Annotated in this window: 26 protein-coding genes; 24 read left to right on the forward strand and 2 right to left on the reverse strand. The window is 41.4% G+C overall.

Annotated elements, in window-relative coordinates:
- Positions 1-479 precede the first annotated feature (479 nt).
- From ABU165_RS24020 to ABU165_RS24035, 4 genes are all read left to right on the forward strand, one after another.
- Entirely contained in the window at positions 480-1,493 is a 1,014-nt protein-coding gene (locus ABU165_RS24020; RefSeq protein WP_318060544.1) for a helix-turn-helix transcriptional regulator, read from the forward strand.
- Positions 1,494-1,535: 42 nt separating this feature from the next.
- A complete protein-coding gene (locus ABU165_RS24025; RefSeq protein WP_318060543.1) occupies positions 1,536-2,330 on the forward strand; it encodes an SDR family NAD(P)-dependent oxidoreductase in 795 nt (264 codons plus the stop codon).
- Between the two features lie 83 nt (positions 2,331-2,413).
- On the forward strand, positions 2,414-3,238 hold the full coding sequence (locus ABU165_RS24030) for a class I SAM-dependent methyltransferase (protein WP_318060542.1): 825 nt from the start codon (positions 2,414-2,416) through the stop codon (positions 3,236-3,238).
- A gap of 582 nt (positions 3,239-3,820) precedes the next feature.
- On the forward strand, positions 3,821-4,219 hold the full coding sequence (locus ABU165_RS24035; protein WP_318060541.1) for a hypothetical protein: 399 nt from the start codon (positions 3,821-3,823) through the stop codon (positions 4,217-4,219).
- Positions 4,220-4,518: 299 nt separating this feature from the next.
- On the opposite strand, the gene ABU165_RS24040 is transcribed toward ABU165_RS24035, so the two are convergent.
- Positions 4,519-4,992, reverse strand: coding sequence for a DUF3995 domain-containing protein (locus tag ABU165_RS24040; RefSeq protein WP_318060540.1), 474 nt, complete (start codon positions 4,990-4,992; stop codon positions 4,519-4,521).
- Between the two features lie 237 nt (positions 4,993-5,229).
- Between ABU165_RS24040 and modA the strand changes: the two genes are divergently transcribed.
- The 6 genes from modA (at position 5,230) to ABU165_RS24070 (ending at position 9,193) form a co-directional block, all read left to right on the forward strand.
- On the forward strand, positions 5,230-6,027 hold the full coding sequence (gene modA, locus ABU165_RS24045) for a molybdate ABC transporter substrate-binding protein (protein ID WP_318060539.1): 798 nt from the start codon (positions 5,230-5,232) through the stop codon (positions 6,025-6,027).
- 159 nt (positions 6,028-6,186) lie between these two features.
- On the forward strand, positions 6,187-6,756 hold the full coding sequence (locus ABU165_RS24050; protein ID WP_148950571.1) for a YdhK family protein: 570 nt from the start codon (positions 6,187-6,189) through the stop codon (positions 6,754-6,756).
- A gap of 247 nt (positions 6,757-7,003) precedes the next feature.
- Positions 7,004-7,243, forward strand: a complete 240-nt coding sequence (locus ABU165_RS24055) for a helix-turn-helix transcriptional regulator (RefSeq protein ID WP_022543327.1) — start codon at positions 7,004-7,006, stop codon at positions 7,241-7,243.
- Positions 7,233-7,583: a DUF2178 domain-containing protein gene (locus ABU165_RS24060; RefSeq protein ID WP_318060538.1), complete on the forward strand. Its 351-nt coding sequence runs from the start codon at positions 7,233-7,235 to the stop codon at positions 7,581-7,583. The genes ABU165_RS24055 and ABU165_RS24060 overlap by 11 nt, the downstream gene beginning before the upstream one ends.
- Positions 7,584-7,614: 31 nt before the next feature.
- On the forward strand, positions 7,615-8,484 hold the full coding sequence (locus ABU165_RS24065; RefSeq protein ID WP_318060537.1) for an ABC transporter ATP-binding protein: 870 nt from the start codon (positions 7,615-7,617) through the stop codon (positions 8,482-8,484).
- Positions 8,468-9,193, forward strand: coding sequence for an ABC transporter permease (locus tag ABU165_RS24070; protein ID WP_009792305.1), 726 nt, complete (start codon positions 8,468-8,470; stop codon positions 9,191-9,193). Before ABU165_RS24065 ends, ABU165_RS24070 begins: the two co-directional genes overlap by 17 nt.
- 82 nt (positions 9,194-9,275) lie before the next feature.
- On the opposite strand, the gene ABU165_RS24075 is transcribed toward ABU165_RS24070, so the two are convergent.
- Positions 9,276-9,677 (reverse strand): DUF4362 domain-containing protein, encoded by a 402-nt coding sequence (locus ABU165_RS24075; protein ID WP_009792304.1) that lies wholly within the window; start codon positions 9,675-9,677, stop codon positions 9,276-9,278.
- Between the two features lie 243 nt (positions 9,678-9,920).
- Between ABU165_RS24075 and ABU165_RS24080 the strand changes: the two genes are divergently transcribed.
- The 14 genes from ABU165_RS24080 to ABU165_RS24145 all read left to right on the forward strand — a co-directional run bounded on the left by ABU165_RS24080 (position 9,921) and on the right by ABU165_RS24145 (position 20,535).
- Positions 9,921-10,355, forward strand: a complete 435-nt coding sequence (locus ABU165_RS24080) for a DUF4181 domain-containing protein (protein ID WP_022543329.1) — start codon at positions 9,921-9,923, stop codon at positions 10,353-10,355.
- 175 nt (positions 10,356-10,530) lie between these two features.
- Positions 10,531-10,914 carry a hypothetical protein gene (locus tag ABU165_RS24085; RefSeq protein WP_157638544.1) on the forward strand — a complete coding sequence of 128 codons (384 nt, stop codon included), beginning with the start codon at positions 10,531-10,533 and terminating at the stop codon, positions 10,912-10,914.
- Positions 10,915-11,100: 186 nt separating this feature from the next.
- Complete coding sequence (locus ABU165_RS24090; protein WP_009792300.1) at positions 11,101-11,610, forward strand: sigma-70 family RNA polymerase sigma factor; 510 nt, start codon at positions 11,101-11,103, stop codon at positions 11,608-11,610.
- A complete protein-coding gene (locus ABU165_RS24095) occupies positions 11,610-12,332 on the forward strand; it encodes a hypothetical protein (protein ID WP_318060536.1) in 723 nt (240 codons plus the stop codon). The genes ABU165_RS24090 and ABU165_RS24095 overlap by 1 nt, the downstream gene beginning before the upstream one ends.
- Before the next feature lie 117 nt (positions 12,333-12,449).
- Positions 12,450-13,007 carry a histidine phosphatase family protein gene (locus ABU165_RS24100; protein ID WP_318060535.1) on the forward strand — a complete coding sequence of 186 codons (558 nt, stop codon included), beginning with the start codon at positions 12,450-12,452 and terminating at the stop codon, positions 13,005-13,007.
- 110 nt (positions 13,008-13,117) lie between these two features.
- Positions 13,118-13,666, forward strand: coding sequence for a GNAT family N-acetyltransferase (locus ABU165_RS24105; protein WP_129613605.1), 549 nt, complete (start codon positions 13,118-13,120; stop codon positions 13,664-13,666).
- Between the two features lie 99 nt (positions 13,667-13,765).
- On the forward strand, positions 13,766-14,278 hold the full coding sequence (locus ABU165_RS24110; RefSeq protein ID WP_318060534.1) for a GNAT family N-acetyltransferase: 513 nt from the start codon (positions 13,766-13,768) through the stop codon (positions 14,276-14,278).
- A 146-nt stretch (positions 14,279-14,424) separates the two neighbouring features.
- Positions 14,425-14,628, forward strand: a complete 204-nt coding sequence (locus ABU165_RS24115; protein ID WP_318060533.1) for a PLDc N-terminal domain-containing protein — start codon at positions 14,425-14,427, stop codon at positions 14,626-14,628.
- The gene (locus ABU165_RS24120) at positions 14,628-15,533 is read left to right on the forward strand and encodes an ABC transporter ATP-binding protein (RefSeq protein WP_094768111.1); all 906 of its coding nucleotides are present in this window, start codon (positions 14,628-14,630) and stop codon (positions 15,531-15,533) included. The genes ABU165_RS24115 and ABU165_RS24120 overlap by 1 nt, the downstream gene beginning before the upstream one ends.
- Positions 15,530-16,309 (forward strand): ABC transporter permease, encoded by a 780-nt coding sequence (locus ABU165_RS24125; protein WP_318060532.1) that lies wholly within the window; start codon positions 15,530-15,532, stop codon positions 16,307-16,309. The genes ABU165_RS24120 and ABU165_RS24125 overlap by 4 nt, the downstream gene beginning before the upstream one ends.
- A 625-nt stretch (positions 16,310-16,934) precedes the next feature.
- Positions 16,935-17,504, forward strand: a complete 570-nt coding sequence (locus ABU165_RS24130; RefSeq protein ID WP_009792291.1) for a dienelactone hydrolase family protein — start codon at positions 16,935-16,937, stop codon at positions 17,502-17,504.
- A 153-nt stretch (positions 17,505-17,657) separates the two neighbouring features.
- The gene (locus ABU165_RS24135) at positions 17,658-18,179 is read left to right on the forward strand and encodes a YfiT family bacillithiol transferase (protein WP_187445495.1); all 522 of its coding nucleotides are present in this window, start codon (positions 17,658-17,660) and stop codon (positions 18,177-18,179) included.
- A 145-nt stretch (positions 18,180-18,324) separates the two neighbouring features.
- A complete protein-coding gene (locus tag ABU165_RS24140; protein ID WP_318060547.1) occupies positions 18,325-18,891 on the forward strand; it encodes a dihydrofolate reductase family protein in 567 nt (188 codons plus the stop codon).
- Between the two features lie 345 nt (positions 18,892-19,236).
- Positions 19,237-20,535, forward strand: a complete 1,299-nt coding sequence (locus ABU165_RS24145) for a DUF5667 domain-containing protein (RefSeq protein WP_318060531.1) — start codon at positions 19,237-19,239, stop codon at positions 20,533-20,535.
- Positions 20,536-20,710: the final 175 nt, after the last annotated feature.

Consider the following 20,710-nt stretch of genomic DNA (forward strand, 5'->3'; position numbering starts at 1 on the left):
GACAGACCCCATGGCTCTTTTTTTGGAACAGGGCCGGGGGGACAGACCCCATGGCTCATTTTTTTGGAGCAGGGCCGGGGGGACAGACCCCATGGCTCATTTTTTGGAGCAGAGCCGGAGGGACAGACCCCATGGCTCTTTTTTGGAGCAGGGCCGGAGGGACCCCATGGCTCATTTTTTGGAGCAGGGCCAGGGGGACAGACCCCATGGCTCATTTTTTGGAGCAGGGCCGGGGGGACAGACCCCATGGCTCATTTTTTGGAGCAGGCCCAGGGGGACAGACCGCTTGGCTCATTTTTTAGCCTGGGCCGAGGGCCTGTTCCTGTGGTCTTTTAAATTTGACGCAGTTTGCAAGTGGAAAGTCGCCATTGGCTAGTCACAGGGCAGGTTAGGGATGATAATATAATATCTGTTCTGTTAAACAAGCTGAAACGGTAATTAAATTTGCAAGTGTGCAGATGGCCAAAGGAGGGACGATCATGACTTCTCTTACCCGGATTAAGATGCCAGCAGGATTTTGGACTGGGTTACAGCAATTAGGGATCTCGGCACAAGACGTGGTTCGAAAAGCACGAGTGCCCCTCACTATCTTGAATGAACCAGTTGTTACTGCTGCTCAGTATTTTGCAATCTGGCAGGCATATTCAGACCTGGTTGACGACATTGCGGAAGGAATCATTAAACTTACAACAGTTTTTGAAACGGCGCATTATCCACCGGCGGTTTTAGCGGCTTACCATGCGCGTGATTATCGCGATGCACTAAACCGGATGGTCAGATATAAAGAGCTCTGTCCTCCCGAAAGCTTACTTGTCACTACGGAAGGCGAGTATTGCCATATTGATCTGGAATGGCAGCATACCGGTGAATCTGGTCCTCCATTGCTGGCAGGCATTACATTATCATTTCTTATAGAGTTAGGGAGAAGAGGCACAGGTAAACCTTTGATTGCGAGATTCGTTGAATTTTCGCACCCAATGGGCAATGTAAACGCGCTTGAAGCTTATTTCGGCTGCAGTATCCGAATTGGAGCAGATAGAAACCGCTTAACTCTGCACCAAAAAGACCTGGGCCTCCCTTTTATCTCGTATAACTTAGAATTGCTGGAAGCTTTGACCCCTGTATTGGATCAATCATTGAACGAACAGCAGCGCAGCCGCTCAAACACCGAAGTGGTTAAGTGGATCATTGAACGCAGCTTAGCAGATGGGCGCCCCAACATTCATACAGTCGCGGGCGAACTGGGAATGAGTGATCGCACCTTACAGCGCCGGCTAACGGAAGAAGGTACAGGGTTCAATCATCTGCTCGCAGAAGTTCGGCATAGCCAGGCGCGAAAATATTTATCAAACCCTTCTATAGATATTAAAGAAGTGGCATTCCTGGTTGGCTACGAAGATCAAAATGCATTTTTCCGAGCCTTTCGCCTCTGGGAAGGAGATACTCCTTCAAATTGGCGTAATGAACATATGGAGGCAAACTCAATACATTAACCTTGTCTTTTTATTGCGATATTACGAGCAGGGGGAAAATTTATGGACATGGGTCTAAAAAATAAAACAGCTCTAGTTACAGGTTCCACCCGAGGCATTGGGAGAGCAATTGCTATTGAACTTGCCAAAGAAGGTGTGAATGTACTGATCAATGGACGAAACGGCGAAGAGGTAGAGCGAATTGTGAATGAAATGAAGTTGGATTTCCCGAATACGGCTCCCGGGAATGCAACGGCAGACATAGTGGATCGCAATCAAAGAGAAGCCTTGTTTAGAAAGCACCCCAATATTGATATTTTAGTTAACAATATGGGTATTTACGAAGTCATGGAATATGAGGACGTTGACGACGAGGTTTGGGAGAAGTACTTCCGGACAAATGTTCTTGCCTCAAATGGATTATCTAAATTTTATTTACCGCAAATGCTGAATAATGGCTTTGGCCGTGTTATCTTTATTGCAAGCGAGGAAGCAGTTATGCCTTCAGGACAGATGCCGCAATATTGTATGACAAAATCAATGGTCTTATCATTATCTAAGAGTTTATCTAAATTAACAGCAGGTACGGAAGTCACAGTCAATACGATTATGCCAGGACCGACACTCTCTGAAAATGTGCATCATATAATTGAGGGGATTTACCCGGATGAGGATATGAGCTTTCCGGAAAAAGAGAAAAAATTTATGAATTTAAACTTACCTCAATCCGAGTTACAGCGATTTATCAGACCAATAGAAATAGGACGACTGGCTGCATTTGTTTGCAGTCCCTATGCAAATGCGTTTAAAGGGTCCCCTATCCGTATGGACGGAGGAATGGTGCCAACTATTTATTAGAAGAACCAAGGGGACAGACCCCGTGGCTCTTTTTTGAAATTGGGCCGGGGGGTCTGTCCCCATGGCCTCTAGGAGGCAGATGAATGATAAAATTCGAGATCAATGAAATGACTCAAGCCTTTATCAAGAAATATAAACTCTTTGAAGAAGATACTGTACAGCAGATTCAGCTGCAGCACCGGCTGGACCTGGCTGCGGCCTTTGAGACCAAGGAAGGCATGCGTGTGCTTGAGGTAGGATGCGGGCAAGGAGATACAACGGCGGCTCTTGCAGATGCAGTAGGGAATGACGGATTTGTGGTGGCGATGGATGTAGCCAGTCCGGAATATGGGGCGCCGTTCACTTTGGGGGAAGCTGCAGAAAGAATTAAGAAATCCTCCTTAGGGAGCCGGGTATCTTTTCACTTTGAAGCCGATCTTCAAGACTTTACAGGGGAAGCTCCTTTTGATGTGGCAGTTCTGTCTCATTGCTCCTGGTACTTTAAGCATCCGGAGGACTTGCTCCGCACTTTTACAAGGCTGCGACAGCTGGCAAAAAGGATCTGTTTTGCAGAGTGGGACCTGGATTTTACAAGAATGGACCAGCGTGCCCATTTTTGTGCTGCTTCCATTCTCGCTTTATATTCTAATTTTGTAGACAACGAGGGGAACATCCAGAACTTGTTTCATAAATCTCGTATCCAGGAGCTGCTGAAGGAGGCAGGATTTACAGTTGAGGGACAATTGACTGTAGATGCGTCTTATCTGCAGGATGCCAAATGGGAAAAAGATTATGCGAACAGTATCCGGCCTGAATTCTCAAAAGCACCTGAAATGATCCAGACTTTAGTGAACAGCTATTATGAACTGATGAATCACAGCAATGTTAATGAAAAGTCACTTGATAGTTTTATACTTTGTGCAAGATGAGCCAGGGGGACAGGTCCCTTGGCTCTTTTTGAGGCGGGGACGGGGGAGCTGTCCCTGCGGCCTCTGTAAGCAATCGCTAATTCTGATTGGGTGAAAAAATGTTTATTAAAGAAGCGCAGGAATGTTTCCCGGGTTTCTTTTTTGTATAGGGAAATTAGGTGAACTGCCTCTCTTTGTCCAGTCCACCTCTAAAATTCTGCATATGATAACAACAAGTATTTAGAAGCGGAAATCAGGAATAGGACGATACAGCAGAAGGGGTGGTTTGTACAGTGCGGATATTATCAACTGGCCCTATAGAAAATAATCTTGTGAACGGTATCCGGGCCACGCAGAAACTGACAATCCGATTTGTGAACAGGAATACTGTTAATCCAGCAACAGTAGAAGTCCAGGGATACAGATTAGATGGGGCCAGAAGTATATACGTTCTGGAATTGTTTTCTTTATCGCCAAACCAGGTGATTACTAAGGATTACTATGCCAACCTTAACGCATTTGAATTTATATTCACTGCAAACGGCCCAGGGGAAGAGGACACGGAAATCTCAGTTTGGGGGAAAAATAATGCCGGGGAATTAATTGACATTCACCGCCTTGTTTCTTCAGAGCTTCTGGGATCTGAAACAGGCCAGCAAGGTCCCCAAGGAGCATCGGGGCCGCAAGGAGCTCAAGGCACACAAGGAATTCAAGGACCGCAAGGAGCCCAAGGCACACAAGGAAATCAAGGACCGCAAGGAGATCAGGGACTACAAGGGGTTCAAGGACCACAAGGAGACCAAGGCACACAAGGGGTTCAAGGACCGCAGGGAGAGCAGGGCCAGCAAGGAATTCAAGGACCGCAAGGAGATCAGGGCACACAAGGAGTTCAGGGACCGCAGGGAGATCAAGGTCCACAAGGGGTTCAAGGACCGCAGGGAGAGCAAGGCACACAAGGAGTTCAAGGACTACAAGGAAACCAAGGGCCACAGGGACCTGTAACTTTAATGGATATAAGAAGCCAAATTTTCCGTAATGCAAATATAACTTTACCTGGAGGAGAGCGGGAAATTATTACAATTCCCCTTTTGCCTGCTATAACTCTTACAACAAATACAACTTTAGAACTTACAGGATCTTTTAGAATGGAGTTTATTTCTAACGCTACAGCAAATTATTATACGTATGAAGCTATTCTTGACTTAGGCGGGACTGGTATAGGAGGCATGGGAACAGAAGCCGTTTTTTCTAATGAGGTTTTTAAAAGGGATCTTACCTCAAAAAGTACAATAATAAGCCCTTCAGCCAGTTACTTGCTTCCAAACCTGTCTCCCGGAACATACACTTTTGTTATGGATATTAATACGGCTGGTGAACAGCTCCTCCAGCGAAAGCTTTATGAATTTGTTTTTTATGTCAAAGTATATTCTTGAACCAAGGGGTCTGTCCCCCTGGCCTTTTTCATATCTGCCATCTCCAATAGCGCGAAGCAGGAACACAGTTCCACCAGCTATACAAAGCCATTTTGAAAGAGTGGAGGATTTGATGATGGTGAGCAGATCTGCTTGAACTAATAAAAGTACAGATGCAAAAAAGCAAAGCAGCCCGATAAAAAGTGTGCCTGCCATTCTTGGCTGTAAAACTGGCAATTGACCATCATCCTTAGTTGGAAGCACCAAATTTACTCCCCACTTACCCCCAAATGCCCAAAAAACGTGTAATATACCAATACTGATTAATATAAGAGACGTTATACTTATTATTGCGTTTACCAAAAGACCACCTCTTCTGCATGTTATGATCCTCCGTTACTACCTTGCTGCATCATAATTATACTTATTTATTTCTCAATTCAGCACAAATTTTGCCAAGGAAGAACCAAGGGGACAGGTCCCTTGGCTCTTTTGGGCCGTGGGACCTGTCCCCTTGGCCTTTCTCCCCTTGGCCTTTCAGGCCATAAATAGTTATGATTATGTATGAATAGTTTTGTTTAGTTGGAAAGGAAGAAATATATGAAAAAGCAATTTGTTATTTTGTTTTATGTCCTGCTGCTTTTTGCAGTGATGGCAGGGTGTTCGGGTAATGAAGCTGAGGATGGACAAGAGGGCGGGAGGGAGAAGAAAGAGGAATTGACAGTTTCTGCGGCGGCAAGCCTTCAAGATGCTCTAGATGATATTAAAGCCTCTTTTGAAAAAGAACATCCTAATGTGACAGTCAACTTTAACTTTGGGGGTTCAGGGGCACTCCAGCAGCAAATATCCCAAGGAGCACCGGTTGATCTTTTTTTCTCAGCGGCAGAAGATAAATTCGATAAACTGGTAGAGGATGGGGTAATTGATAGTGCCGACGGATTAAATCTGGTCGGAAATGACCTTGTGCTGATCGTGCCAAAGAATTCTAATAAAAACATTCAATCATTTGAAGACCTCGCCAATGCTGATAAAATCTCAATTGGCACCCCGGAGGCTGTGCCAGCAGGACAATATGCCAAAGATACACTGGAATATTTAAATGTATGGAAATCTATCGAAGGCCAAGTTGTTTATGCGAAGGATGTCAGGCAGGTCCTTACATATGTAGAAACAAACAATGTTGACGCAGGCATCGTCTATAAAACAGATGCCATGGTTTCGCAAAAGGTAAAGATTGCAGCAACTGCGGAAGAGGATGCCCATGCTCCTATCATTTATCCTGTTGGTGTGATTAAGGATAGTGCCCATCGTGAAGAAGCCCATTTATTTTACGATTATCTACAAAATGAAACGTCAATCAAGATTTTTGAAAAGCATGGGTTTAAGGGTTTGAGATGAATTGTGAATAGGTATTTTGTATTCAGCTGCCAGTTCAGGCGGCTTTTTTTATATGACAAACAGGACAATGCAGTTCAAAAATAATTCATAATTCTTATATTTATTTTATACCGTATGGGGGTATAATATATAACAACTGATATTGAGGAGTGAATTGGAATGAAGAAAAAACTAATTAGTGTTCTTAGCCTTGCTGCAGTTATTGGCCTAAGCGGCTGCGGAAATGATTCAAGCACAGAGAATCACAATAATGAAGCTGAAGAGGGGCAGACGGATCATTCAGAGCATTCGGAAATGAACCATTCTAGTTCCGGGGAAGTGCCTGAAGGGCTAAAAGAAGCAGATAATCCCACATATCCAGTCGGAAGCACAGTTATTTTAGAAACCGGCCATATGGATGGAATGGAAGGTGCTGAAGCAGAAGTTTCCGGTGCCTATGACACAACAGTATATGCCGTTTCTTATACGCCAACAACTGGTGGGGAGAAGGTGGAAAATCATAAGTGGATCATCCAAGAGGATATAAAAGATGCTGGAGATTCTCCATATAAAGCGGGAGATGAAGTCACTTTGGACGTGGAGCATATGGAAGGAATGAAGGGTGCTAAAGCTGTAATTGATTCAGCAGAAAGTACGACTGTTTATATGGTTGATTTCACGCCGACAACAGGTGGAGAAAAAGTGGAAAATCACCAGTGGGTTACAGGAGACGAGATTTCAGCGAAATAGAAGCCAAGGGGACAGACCCCTTGGCTTTTTTTGAGATTGGGCCAGGGGGCCAGACCCCTTGGCTCTTTTTTGAGACTGGGCCAGGGGACCAGACCCCTTGGCTCTTTTTTGAGACTGGGCCAGGGGGCCAGACCCCTTGGCTTTCTAAAAGTATTTAATACTTAAATTAAAATTAAATTAAATTAAGTATAAGTTTACTTTACTTTTATATATGAATGATTTATATTTTATTCAAGAGGTGATGGTCATGAAGAAAGATTTTGGTGACTCAATATCAAATAAGGTTTATGAATACCGGGTACTTGCCAGGATGTCTCAGCAAGAATTGGCTGAGCAAGTCGGGGTCTCTAAACAAACCATCTTCGTAATGGAAAAAGGCAATTATGTTCCCACGCTGCTGCTGGCTTTTCGTATTGCTGAATTTTTTAAGGTTGATGTAAACGATATTTTCACTTATGAGAAAGGGAATGATTCTAATGGAAATTAAGTCTATATCAGATATCCCTAACGCTCTTTTTTACCCTTTGAAGACATGGGCAGAACAATCCTCCGGGAATTGGAATATCCTTGTGGGAATCGGTTTTTTACTGCTTATAGGCAGTGCCATGTTTGCTTACATTTTTTACAAGAAGATTGGGCAGGATGATGAACGGACAAATAAGATCTTTTTGAAAAGCAGTTACTTTATGCTGCTGGCCATTATTATATGTGACACCATTTTTCCGAGGGACTATATGTGGAATATATTTTTCTTATTTAAATATGCTTTGGCAATTCTGGCTTGCGGCATTTATTTGGCAGCTCAATATAAAAAGGATTTCACGTAAGGAATTCCAGCTTAGGATGGAGGGTTAAACGATGTTGATAAGTAATCTGACTAAGCAATACGGAAGTTCAACAGTCTTACACGATCTCTCTTTAGAGTTACATCCAGGAGAAATCGTTGGTCTGGTTGGCAGAAATGGCGCTGGAAAAAGTACGCTGATGAGGATTATTGCGCAAACTGTTCAAACCTATAAGGGGTCAGTTGCTGACAATCTTCAGGTAGGATACTTAATAGAAGAACCAAAGCTATTCAGCAATAAAACGGGACTGTTTCACTTAACCTATTTTTCGGGGATTTACGGAAATACTTTTAAGCTATCTGATTATGAGGAGCTTTTGAGAAACCTGCACTTATTCGAGGTGCTGAATAAAAAGGTAAAAGAATACTCGCTTGGAATGCGGCAGAAGCTGGGAATCGTCATAAGCCTGCTTAATAATCCGAGCTATATTGTTTTAGATGAACCTACTAACGGCATGGATGTGGAAACTTCTTTTGAGGTTTTGCAGGAACTGAGAAAAATGGCTGATGAGCGGAATGTCGGTATTTTGATTTCCAGCCACAAGCTTGAGGATATTGAAGCGGTCTGTGACCGGGTTTTATTCATAGAGGATGGCGCAATTGCTGCTGAGCAGAACTTTTTACAGGAAGAGCAGCGTATGATCAGGCTAGTCTTTCATAATCCAGATGATTTAGCCAAATTCACTTCGGAACAGCATTTCGGCAGGGTAATCTATTCGGGCGACAAAGATATTCAGTTTGAAACAGCTGCGGAAAACGCTGAGATTTTTCACATGCTAAATCGCCTGGGCATCCGGCTGACTGATTTTACTGCGGAGAAGAAAACCCTGCGCAGTGTGTATATGAACAAATTCAGAGGTGAAAATCATGACCATCAGTATTAAAAGATATGTGGCTTATAACCTGAAAGAGCTGCTTAAAAATGGCTATCTGGCTGCTGGTTTGCTGGGGGCGTGTGTACCTGCATTGATTATGGGTTTCGTGATTCTTAAGGGGGGCACTCCGTTCAACATCAAACATGTTTCAAATTTTTACTGTATGCTGGGCATGCTCGCGGCAGTCTTAATGCCGCTTTACTTTATCAATAGAGACTACTCGGCCAGAACAATTTCTCTGATTAATAACTCAGTGAAGAATAGAAGAAACTATGTTTTCGCTAATGGTATTATCGCCATTTCGGTAAGTTTCCTTTATGCAGTGATAGGAATAGTGCTGTTTCAAGCGGCAAAAATGATGGGTGTGTCCGGTGACTTAGAACTCTCTTTCCTGGCTGGCTTCTCAGTGAATGTCTTTCTCCTCGTTGTGACCTATTTTTTAATTGGCTATCTGCTATTCTTATATAACTTTCGCAGTGGTGCGGTATATGGAATTTTAACAGCCATACTGTTGTTTTTCCCCAATGCCCTGGCCAGTATCCAAGGAATGACCCATAACGGGTTTCTTTCAAAAATCATTGAGAACTTTCCCGGGTACTTCTATCCTATCATGGTCGGATCAAATCCGCTCTCCCCTCTGCAATATTCAATTGGGTGCCTTACACTGGCCGTTTTGTTTATGGCTGTACTTAAAAAAAGTGAAAGAATCGAAATTTAGAGCCAAGGGGACAGGCCCCTTGGCTCTTTTTTATGAAATTGGGCCAGGGGACCTGTCCCCCTGGCTCCATAGAGTGTAGCCTCTAATTATTAATAATGTAGGTCACATGTATGACGTCTTCCTTGTCTTTACATCCTTCTAACTGATAAATCGTTTGTTTATTTTTGTCTAATTTCTTTATGCTTTCACACACATCTTCTTTTACTAATTGATCCCCAAATTCATCTTCTCTTGTATCCTTTATCGATGTTAATTGACCATTGGAATAGTTTAAGTCATGAATAATCGGATCGCCTTCGTCTGTGTAATTTACTACCCGGACTTCACTGTCCTTATTCAAAGAAACATCTGCTATGAATTTTTCAAGTAAACTAATATTCACAATGCTTCCATGTATATTAACTACATCATGCTTAGAAGGAGAATATTCGCCACAGCCTGAAAGAAAAAATAGCAATAAAAAGCTCATAAATAATTTCCTCATTTAATCACTCCCTAACAGTACGATTCCATCAATTATTGCGTATCAGAGGATTTGTCGTTGAGCGATCCGGCTTTTCTATATAGTTTCTTGAAGGGGCAGCTGACAGAGCCATGCAGCTGTCTTCTTTCATAAGTGGGACAGATTCATAAAAAAGGGAAAATTTGAAACTATTCACCAGATGAACCGTATATTATATAAGGATATTATAAACGCATATTGAATATTCAGATAGGCGGTTTTGTTATGTACGGATATGGTGTTGAACCTGCTGTTGGGGCGAAATTAGCCTTATTTTTAGCTATAGTCCTGTTATTGTTGTTTAGCTTCAATATATTAGTAAGAAAATGGTTTAAAGTAGAGAAGAAGAAATCCTTTTCTTATAACCATGTGAATGATAAACATATGAAGATTGATTGGACAATCAGGCTTACATCAATGGCCAGCATCTTGGTGGGATATGCGATAAACATCACAAGAGACCCATCAGACTGGTATTGGTTTTTACAGCCGTGGTTTTTCCTGCCAGTTTTTATCGTCATTTCTCAAGCAGTCACAGCAGTCATGGAAAAGAAGTATGCCCAGAATCCCAATGCCTATAAAGTAACACTCAGTGAGTTAATATTTATACTTATATTGTTTTTTACACTATACCAGACTGATTTTTGGGGATTAGGGTGAGCCAGGGGGACAGGTACCTTGGCTCTTTTTGGAACTGGGCCAGGGGACCTGTCCCCCTGGCTCCAAGAGGAGGGCGATTTTTATTAGGAAATCAGTTCAGTTCTTTATGCTTGTTTTTATTTTAGGTCTGTTTGGCTGCTCGAAAAATCACATAAATGACAATGATGTCTTAGAAATGCTGAAAATGTATAAAAAGGAACAGTATACAATTGAGGAGCCATCTGATCCACCCGCAAATGATGAAATAGTTCAACGCGTTAAGCCGTATTTAAGTACAGATACAATGGAGAAATTGAGTGCAAATCGTGTCTTTAGCATTGCACCGGAAATTGCGTCCAGCACAAACAAACCCATTAAGGTGAACAATGTTCAGATTAAAGAGTCGGAGAAGAATGAAGATGGTACGGTTGATTATGCTTATACTATAGAAATCCAGCTCGGCGAAGGTTCTAATGCAGAAGTCATTAAAAACAATGGACAATTAACCGTTTCATCTGAAGATGGCTTGAAAATTATTAGGGACTGGGAAGAAAAAGATCATTTTAAAAAATTTTATTAAAGTTTAGCTGCCAAACCAGGCGGCTTTTCTTATTCCGTAAAAAGGGCATTTTTATGAGAAGAAGATGTTAAGAGTGTCGTATTTCACACTAGATGTCTCTGACAGCATTTTTTATGAACATTTATGAACCGCAACCCCATAGTGCCTCGTCATTTATGTTGAAAGCCAAAGAAAGGGGGCTGAGCTGTGGAACCATTTAAAGATGGGGGAAGCGTTGAGTTCGATGAGATCGTTAAAGAATATGTAAATGATATTCGGAAAGTTGTTTACACATATGTTAGAAACCATCACACAATGGAAGATATTACTCAGGAAGTGTTTTGGTCTGCCTATCGGAATTTTGAGCAGTTTCGAGGAGAAAGCTCAGTAAAAACGTGGCTGATTAAAATAGCTGTTAATAAAGCAAAGGATTATTTAAAAAGCTGGCATTTCAGGACAATGCAATTTACCAATCTAATAAAGGAGGATACCGCCAAACGAGATACAGAACAAATGGTGCTTGATCATGATAGGGACATGGAGCTCGCCAGGACCATTATGGATCTTCCAATCAAATATCGTGAAGTCATCCTCCTATACTATTATGAAGATTACGATACAGCCGAAATAAGTATCATCCTTGGCCTAAAGCAGAATACAGTAAAAACCAGATTAATCCGCGGAAGGGACTTGCTTAAAAGGAGGTTTGACTTTTAATGGATCAATACCAAAAGCAGATCAAACAGGCACTGGATAAACATTTCTTTGACCAGCTTACCTTATCAGAAACAGAAGCTGCCCATTTTGCCAGTATTAAAAAGAAACCAGAGGAAAAGCCATCCAAGCGAATAGCATTTATTTTCCCTGCTCTAGCCGTAGGTTTTGTACTGTTGTTCTCCTTTCTCCTGGTTAAGCCTTTTGTAGAAGATATAAATAATGTATCAGCAAATATTCAAGAGCAGGCAACAGAAGAATTTGGTCATTCGGTGTTCATCCCGGAAATAGAAGGCTATTCCATTAACTTTGCAGCAATATCATATCCGCTTAATAAAGAGGCCGTGGATTTGACGATTGATTATGGTACAAACACAGGAAAATGGGATCAACCTTTCGCTAATGAAACGAACCGGGAAAGATGGGAAAAGGAGCAAAGTGCAGACCTTTTGTACGGACCCTATCAAGGAAAAAGGGCATTTAGCCTTCAATACCGCCCTAACCATTTATTCTTTGAAGGGGATAACGTAAAGGAAAGAGAACTCAATGGAATCTCCATGCAGTATGAACATATCCAAAGAGACAATGAACTTGTGATGGTAAGCTTTAAGTTGAATGAAGGAACCTATTTCATAGATTTTCTTATCAACGAGAACTTTACACTGGCCGATTCTGAAAAGGTTTTAGATGATATAACAAAACAAGTCAATAAAATTTCCAGGTGAAAATATTTGGGGATTGCCTGAAAAGCTGCCACCTCCTTTTTCTCGATACCATTTGCAGACCAATACGCTTTAGAACCAAGGGGTCTGTCCCCTTGGCAGAGGAGAGGATGAACAATTTTGCCAACGAATTTATACTTCGTACGTCATGCACATTCCACATATACACCTGACGAATTAGCAAGGCCTTTATCTAGCAGAGGCTTTGCTGATGCAGAAAGGATCAATGGCATTCTTGAGAAAGAAAACATCGATATTGTCATTTCCAGTCCATACAGGAGGGCTGTTCAAACGGTTGAGGGAGTCGCTAAAGTGATAGGTCAAGAGGTAATAATTGAAGATGGTTTTAAAGAACGGAACTTATCTGCAAAACCTGTTGAGGACTTTAATCTAGCTATTACAAAGGTATGGGAGGAACCTTCTTTTTCTTGGGAAGGCGGAGAATCTAATATCGATGCCCAGAAACGGGGGATTGAGGCAACACTAAAGGTATTAGAAACATATGAGGGTAAAAATATTGCAGTAGGAACACATGGCAATATAATGGTACTGATTATGAATTACTTTGATGAAAAATATGGTTTTAGTTTTTGGAAAGATCTTAATATGCCAGATGTCTACAAGTTAACTTTTGATAAAAGGGATCTGAAAGAGGTTAATAGAATTTGGAATCGGTAGAATGTTGCTCAACTACAGCTGCCAGTTTAGGTGGCTAATAAAAGGGTCAGATTTTAGACTAGGAAAAGCTTTTAAGAAGAGAGAAATATACATAAAATCTTTAGTGGGAGTTGGAAAGTTTGGAAAGCCATCAGTTACCCAGAGTAATACTTAGGGAATTATCTCTTGATGATGTTGAGGACCGTTATAAATGGTGTCTGGATAGAGAGGTGACAAAATATCTGAATATGCCAAATAAATATCCGCCGTTTAGCAGGGAAGAGACAAAGACGTGGGTTGAAATGTGTATGAACCGAACGAATGGCTATGAACAAAGAGCGATTATGACGGAAGAAGGAAGGCATATTGGCTGGGTAGATTTGAAGAATATAGATCAATTGAATAAACATGCTGAACTGGGAATAGCCATCGGTGATAAAGATTACTGGCATAAGGGGTTTGGTTTAGCAGCTATGCAAGAAATGCTGAAGGTTGGCTTTAATGAATTAGGCTTAAATAAGATTTGGCTTAGGGTAGAAGTGGATAATGAAAAAGCAATTAAGTCATATAGTCGAGCAGGATATAAAGAAGAAGGTATCCTGAGGCAGGATAGATTGAGAAATGGAGAATTTGTTGACCGTCTGAGGATGAGCATTCTTAAAGATGAATTCTTCGGGTGACAGGTCATTGAGTAAAAAAACCAAGGGGACAGGTCCCTTGGCTCTTTTTAAGCTGGGCCAAGGGACCTGTCCCCTTGGCTTATTATGGGAGGATACCAAATGAACGTAACCTTATTACTTTGTCCTTATGAAGATAAAACGGTACTATCTAATTTGATTCAGTTATATCGTTATGACAGCAGTGAGGTTGATGGCCACGTTTTAAGTCAGCATGGTTTATATTCATATAAATACCTGGATCATCAATGGACAGAAGAGTACCGCCGTCCGTTTATAGTTAAAGTTGATGGGGAAATAGCAGGGTTCGAATTAGTCATTCTTGATGTACCAAGAGAATTTACAAAACTGAGCAACGAGAAAAAAACAAACGTAATAAGCGATTTTTTCATCATGCGAAAGTTTAGAGGCAGAGGCATTGGCAGGCATGTTGCTTTTTCTATATTCGAACAGTTTAAAGGTGTTTGGGAAGTGAGGCAAACCTCTGAAAATAAACCGGCATATGCTTTTTGGAAAAAGGTGATTGCTGAGTTTACTATAGACTCTTCATATCAAGAGGAAATATTGGAGAGTAATCTTTGGAAAGGTCCGGTTATGGTATTTCAGTCTAATTAAAGTGATGGATGTAATAAATCAGTTTGTTTCGATACACGGAGCATCTCAGGATTAAATTCCTGAGATTTTTTTATTTTTTCGAGAGTGAACGTTTCGACGATCGTAATCGTATTAAAAGTAAAAAAACAATTGGGGTGGAGAAGAAAATGAATGAACTGTTAAATGCAATCCCATGGGAAGCGGTTGCGCCCATTCTTGTCTTACAGCTAATACTGATGACTGCCGCATTAGTTTCCTGCGTTAGAGAAGAAAAAACGAACGGACCCAAATGGCTTTGGATTCTTATTATTCTCATGATCAACATTATAGGACCAGTGCTTTATTTTGTGGTTGGAAGGAGAAATGATTAATGGCGTTATTAAAGGCAGATGATCTAGTAAAAAGATTTGGAAATATGAATGCTGTTAAAGGAATCAATTTTTATATTGAAGAAGGCAGATGCGTTTCTTTACTTGGACCAAATGGAGCAGGAAAAACAACGACATTAAAAATGCTATCCGGATTGCTGGAGCCAACTTCAGGAAGCATTGATTTTAAAGGGAAAAAAGCAAAGGATTTAAGGCAGTTCATTGGGTATTTACCTCAATATCCTGCTTTCTTTAATTGGATGAGCGGAAAGGAGTTTCTTGTTTTCGCCGGCCAATTAGCAAAGCTGAGTCGGAAAGAAGCGGAGATAAGAAGTGAAGAATTACTTGAACGGGTGGGTCTGGCGGATGCGAAGAAAAGAAGAATAAGGGGGTATTCAGGCGGAATGAAGCAGCGGCTTGGATTGGCACAGGCACTCATTCACCGTCCAAGCCTGCTTATTTTAGATGAGCCTGTTTCAGCACTCGACCCGCTTGGGAGACGGGAAGTATTGGACATGATGAGGGAGATTAAAGAGGAAACCACCATTCTCTTCTCAACGCATGTCCTTCACGATGCAGAAGAAATAAGTGACGACATTCTTATCATGCATGCAGGGGAAATTGCGGTATCAGGCAGCCTGGGAAGTGTAATGGCAGAGTATCAGCAGCCTATTATTCAAGTTGAATTCGAATCGCCGGCAGCCGATTGGCTTAAGAGCATAGCAGATTACGGCTTTGTATCTGAAGTAAACACCCAGGGCAATAAGGCGAGCATTGTATTAAAAGATATGGTAGAAGCAAAGCAAAAATTGTTAAAAGATATCGTGGACCTCGAACTCCCGATCCGTAAGTTCGAGGTTTCCCAGACGACATTAGAGGATTTATTTATGAAAGTGGTGAAATCATGACACAATGGACTGTTCTTTATCAAAAAGAAATGCTGGAAATGGCACGGAATTATAAAATCTTATGGATTCCCATTGTCTTTATTTTGCTGGGTGTGATGCAGCCGGTCAGTTCATACTATATGCCGGAAATTTTAGATACTTTTGGCGGTCTTCCAGAAGGTACAATCCTGGAAATGCCTGTTCCAACTGGCGGGGAAGTATTAATGGCGGTTCTATCCAATTATGGAATGCTGGGTGTACTTATTCTTGTATTGAGTGCAATGGGTGTCGTATCTGCAGAAAGACAGAGTGGGGCAGCGGGTATGGTGATGATTAAACCAGTTCCTTATTCCTCGTATATATTATCGAAATGGGCCGGGTTACTGACCATCACACTTCTTTCATTGTTTATCGGATATGCAGCTTCCTGGTATTATACGACGATACTCATTGAAACAGTCGCTGTTGGGCAGGTATTTCAAAGTGCAGCGATCTACAGCATATGGTTAATTTTTATTGTTACACTAACGCTGTTTTTTAGCACGGTCATGAAAGGAAATGCCAGTGCCGCTTTTCTTACAATCCTTGTGGCCTTTGGGCTTTCGACGGTTACAAGCTTTCTGGAAAAGTATATGAAATGGAGTCCGGCTGCAATGACTGAGCACACAGGACAGGTCTTGCTGTCAGGGGAACTGGATTCCAGTTTCTTGCCAGCCTTAATAACAACTATTGCTATTATCATCGTCATTCTTATCTCATCCATACAAATCTTTAAGCAAAAAGAGCTTTTGGAATGAGCCAAGGGGACAGGTCCCTTGGCTCGTTTTTAGGCTGTAGGCCATGGGGTCTGTCCCGGGGGCCTGTGGAACGTGTCACTCAAACTATAAATAGCTTGTTTAAATCAGCTGCCAAACAGAAGTATTAATGTTGGTGTTAACTATACAAATTCCTTTTTATTATTTCAATTTTAAAAAAGCAATAAGCAGGAGGTGACTTCTAACTCCTTGCATTCAAGTAAACGAATGCCACAGATGAAGTTTTGAATATAGATATTTTCTACATTTAATTAAAATAAAGAGATCGGGAATTTGGTGGAGGAAATGGAGGCGGGGTAAGAAATGATTAGATTTATAATTAGATGGATTGGTGTGCTTATGACTACAAGTACAGTTCTTTTAATTGGATACGAAATAGTTAACGGATTTTTGGCTTTCAAATATTTCACAATAGGTGGCATTCTCATGTTTTTATTTAGAAATAAAAGTAAAAAAAGCATTTGGGAATAACTTTATTCTTGGGGCGGCATAAAGGCTGAGCTTTATTAAGGTGAATATATCTAAATAAAGTAAAGTTCTTGCAGGTCAAACAGGTGTTCTTGTCGAAGCTAGACATATGAAATTCATTTAATTAGGGGTGGAAACGATGGCAGAGGTTTTGTTGTTACACCATGTTCTGGGCCGAACGAAAGGGATTGAAGCAATTGCCGATCAACTGAGAGATGCGGGGCATACTGTTCACGTGCCAGATTTATTTAAAGGCCGTGTATTTACCTCGCTGGAGGAAGGCTTGGCATTTGTGAAGGAAATTGGATTTGAAGAAGTGACGGCGCGCGGCGTTCGGGCAGCCACCGAGCTTTCACGCGATGTCGTCTATGCCGGTTTTTCACTCGGTGTCCCGGCAGCACAGCAGCTCGCTCAAACTCGTGAGGGTGCGAGAGGGGCACTGTTTTTTCATGCATGCCTCCCGCCCTCAGTGTTCAAATCTGAGTGGCCGGCCGACTTGCCTGTGCAAATTCACGCCATGGACACAGATCCTTTCTTCGTTGAAGACGGTGACATCGACGCGGCCCGTGAGCTTGTGGCTTCGGCTGATCATGCTGAACTTTTTCTGTACGAAGGCAGGGAACATCTATTCACCGACAGCAGCTTACCGTCTTACGATGCTGTCGCGACGAAACTTGTGATCAAGAGGGTTCTCGACTTTCTCGCATAGTTGCTAACAAAAAAAATCACCAGAGCTTGGCTGGGTGCCAAACCAGGCAGCTTTTCTTATTTGACTATAGAGCTGGTTAGTTAAATAACAAATGGATTTTAAACTGAACTATTTAGTTAGTCTAAAAATCAAGGGACTATGAGGAGGGAATAGCTGATGGATTTGAGATATCCAATTGGCAATTTTCAATACGATGGTGAGATTACTAACAGCGTTACAAGGGATTGGATATATGAGATTGAAATTTTACCAAGATTGCTGCGGGATGCTGTAAAGGACTTAGATGATGAACAGCTTGACACACCTTATCGTTCAGGTGGGTGGACAGTTCGACAAGTAATACATCACCTTGCAGATAGTCATATGAATGCCTACGTTCGATTTAAATTGGCTCTTACAGAAAAAACACCTGTCATTAAACCATACGATGAAACGAATTGGGCGGAACTCTCTGATTATAAACTGCCAATTGATATCTCACTATCTTTGCTTGAAGCATTACACAAACGTTGGACTGGCCTTTTACGGAGTCTAATCCCAGCTGATATGGAAAAGACATTTATCCACCCGGATTCTGGTGAAGTTACAGTAGGCAAAAATATAGGAATCTACGCTTGGCACGGACGGCACCATCTTGCACATATTACGTCTTTGTGTAATCGTGAGGGCTGGTAATGGAAAAATAAGCATGGCAGGTACTGATACAGGGGTGTAAGCAGTCTTAATCGAATTGAGGAATCCTAAATAAAGGTAAATAATCGCCAAAGGATTTGTTGAAGAATGATAGTTTTTACGTTGGCTATCAAAAGGAGGATGAATGATGGTTTTATACCAAAGGCCAAGGAAAATAATATTAGATTTGGCAGTTACTTTAGATGGATTTATTGAAGGACCGAAAGGGGAAGTAGACTGGTGCATAATGGATCCTGATATGAACTTCAATAACTTCTTAAATGAAATCGATACTATCTTATATGGAAGAAAAAGTTATGATTTATGGGGTCAGTATATACCCGGTACTGAAGTGTCTGATACTGAAAAAGAAGCTTGGGAATTGATCCACAGTAAAAAGAAATACGTGTTTTCAAGAGCACAAAATAAGTCCGAAAATAACGTTTTATTTATAAATGAAGACATTAAGGAAGAAATAATCAAATTAAAGAACGAGCCTGGAAAAGATATTTGGCTCTATGGCGGGGCAAGTCTAATTACAACCTTTATAAACTTAAAGCTTGTAGATGAATTTAGATTGTCTGTTCATCCTGTTGTTCTAGGAGAAGGAAAACCCCTTTTTACTGACATTAAGCAACGGGTAAATCTAAAACTTGCTGAAACAAAAAAGTTTTCATCTGGAGTAGTTCAACTATGTTATCAGCTTGATGAGTAAGCCAAGGGGACAGGTCCCTTGGCTCTTTTTGAGGAAGTGGGTGTAAATAAGCGAAGAATTTCCTGTCAAGCAGAGCGAAGTTGTCCATTTCCCTTTGTTTTGAGTCAATAGTCAGAAATTCTCCGCTATTTTTCAATCTGTCACTGATTCTTTCATTCAGGTCAGGGAAGGTCCGCTCTTTTATGGCTGGTAGGGGAAGGGGGCTTTTTTTCAAAACCAGCTTCCCATTCCAGGAAGCTTTTCTTATGATTTAGAAAAGTTATTTTATTTTTTTCAAAAGACCGTCACAAACCTGTCTGTTTTTGTCGAAAGGTATACCGAAAAACAGATCAGGAGGAAACAGACTTGAAAAATAAGAAATCATTATTAAGCGGTGTCGCAGCATCAGCACTTCTTCTTTCTTCATTGGGGACAAGCGCTGTGTATGCGGATGAGAGTGCGGTTGAACAAAATGCAGATACGGAAGAAGCAGCGGAAGTTGATGTAAACGATGAAACGTCAGCCGCAGAAGAAAACTCAGCTGATACTGAAGCTGCAGCCGAGGAAGAAGTAACTGAAGAAGAAGCAGATGACAATGGGACAGCAGACAAGGATCAAGAGCTAGAAGAGGCACCGGCTTTAGTTCCTGGGGATTTCTTCTACTTTGTAAAGTTAATGATGGAAAAAGTAAGACTTGCTGTCACAATGGATGATTACAAGGAAGCGCGTCTTTTAGCTGACTTTGCAGCTGAGCGTATTGCCGAAGCAAATACACTGATTGCAGAGGGAAAAACGGATGAGGCTACAGCACTTTTAGAAGAGGCAATCGCTACTCAACAGGAAGCAGCTGAGAGTTTAACAGATTCAGAAGATAGTGCCGGTGATGATACAGAAGCGACAGAAGAGACTGCTGAGGAAACTGAAGCAGCTGAGGGTCAGCCGGCTGAAGACACTGAAGGAACAACAGAAATAACGGAAGGCGAAGAACCTGGAGCAGAAGATGAAGGGACAGAAGATGAAGTTGAAGTAAAGCTTGCTCAAAACATCGATGCATTAGCTGCCGCATTGTCACATGTTAAAAACCCTACAGCTCAGAAGGCATTAATGAAGAATATTCAAAAGTCTTTCTCAAAATTAGACAAAAAACTTGCAATGCTTGAAGCAAAAGCAGAAAAATTTAAGGTTGAGACAACTGATGATGATAAAGCCGCTGAGGAAGAAGCCGCAGCAGATACTGAAACTGCAACAGAAGCAGCCTCAGAAGCAACAAAGGAAAAGACTGTTGAGGAAGCCGTAACAGAAGAAACAGTAATTGATGAACAAGCTGAGACTGAAGCTGCGGAAGAACCTAAAAAAACAGCTGCTGTTGCCCCTGAATTAACTAAGAAAGAGGAAGCAAAGGCTAAAGCAGCTGAAAAGCGTGCTGAAGGCCAGGCAACTGCTGCTGTTAAAAAGCAAGAAGCTCAAGAAAAGAAAACTGATAAGCAACAGCAAGTTCAAGAAAAGAAAGCAGATAAACAACTGCAGGTTCAAGAAAAGAAAGCAGATAAACAGCAGCAGGTTCAAGAAAAGAAAGTTGAAAGGCAGCAAGCAAACGAAAAGAAACAAAATGGCCAAAACACAGGCGCAGAAAATAATAAAGACCGCGGTAAAGGAAAAGAATAATACTTTTCATAAACCTGGTACTTCGAGTACTGGGTTTATTTTTTGCCTGTATGTCTTGGTTGCAGGTCTTAAGATTGATTTATAATTGAATGGCAGCGATTGATATAAGGTACTTACCTGAAATTTTCCCACCGGGTCTTTTAATTAAACAAGACAATGACAGCAACAAAACGCT

Origin of the sequence: Cytobacillus sp. T106, from assembly GCF_040492155.1 — a bacterium.
GTDB classification, from domain to species: Bacteria; Bacillota; Bacilli; order Bacillales; family Cytobacillaceae; genus Bacillus_AB; species Bacillus_AB infantis.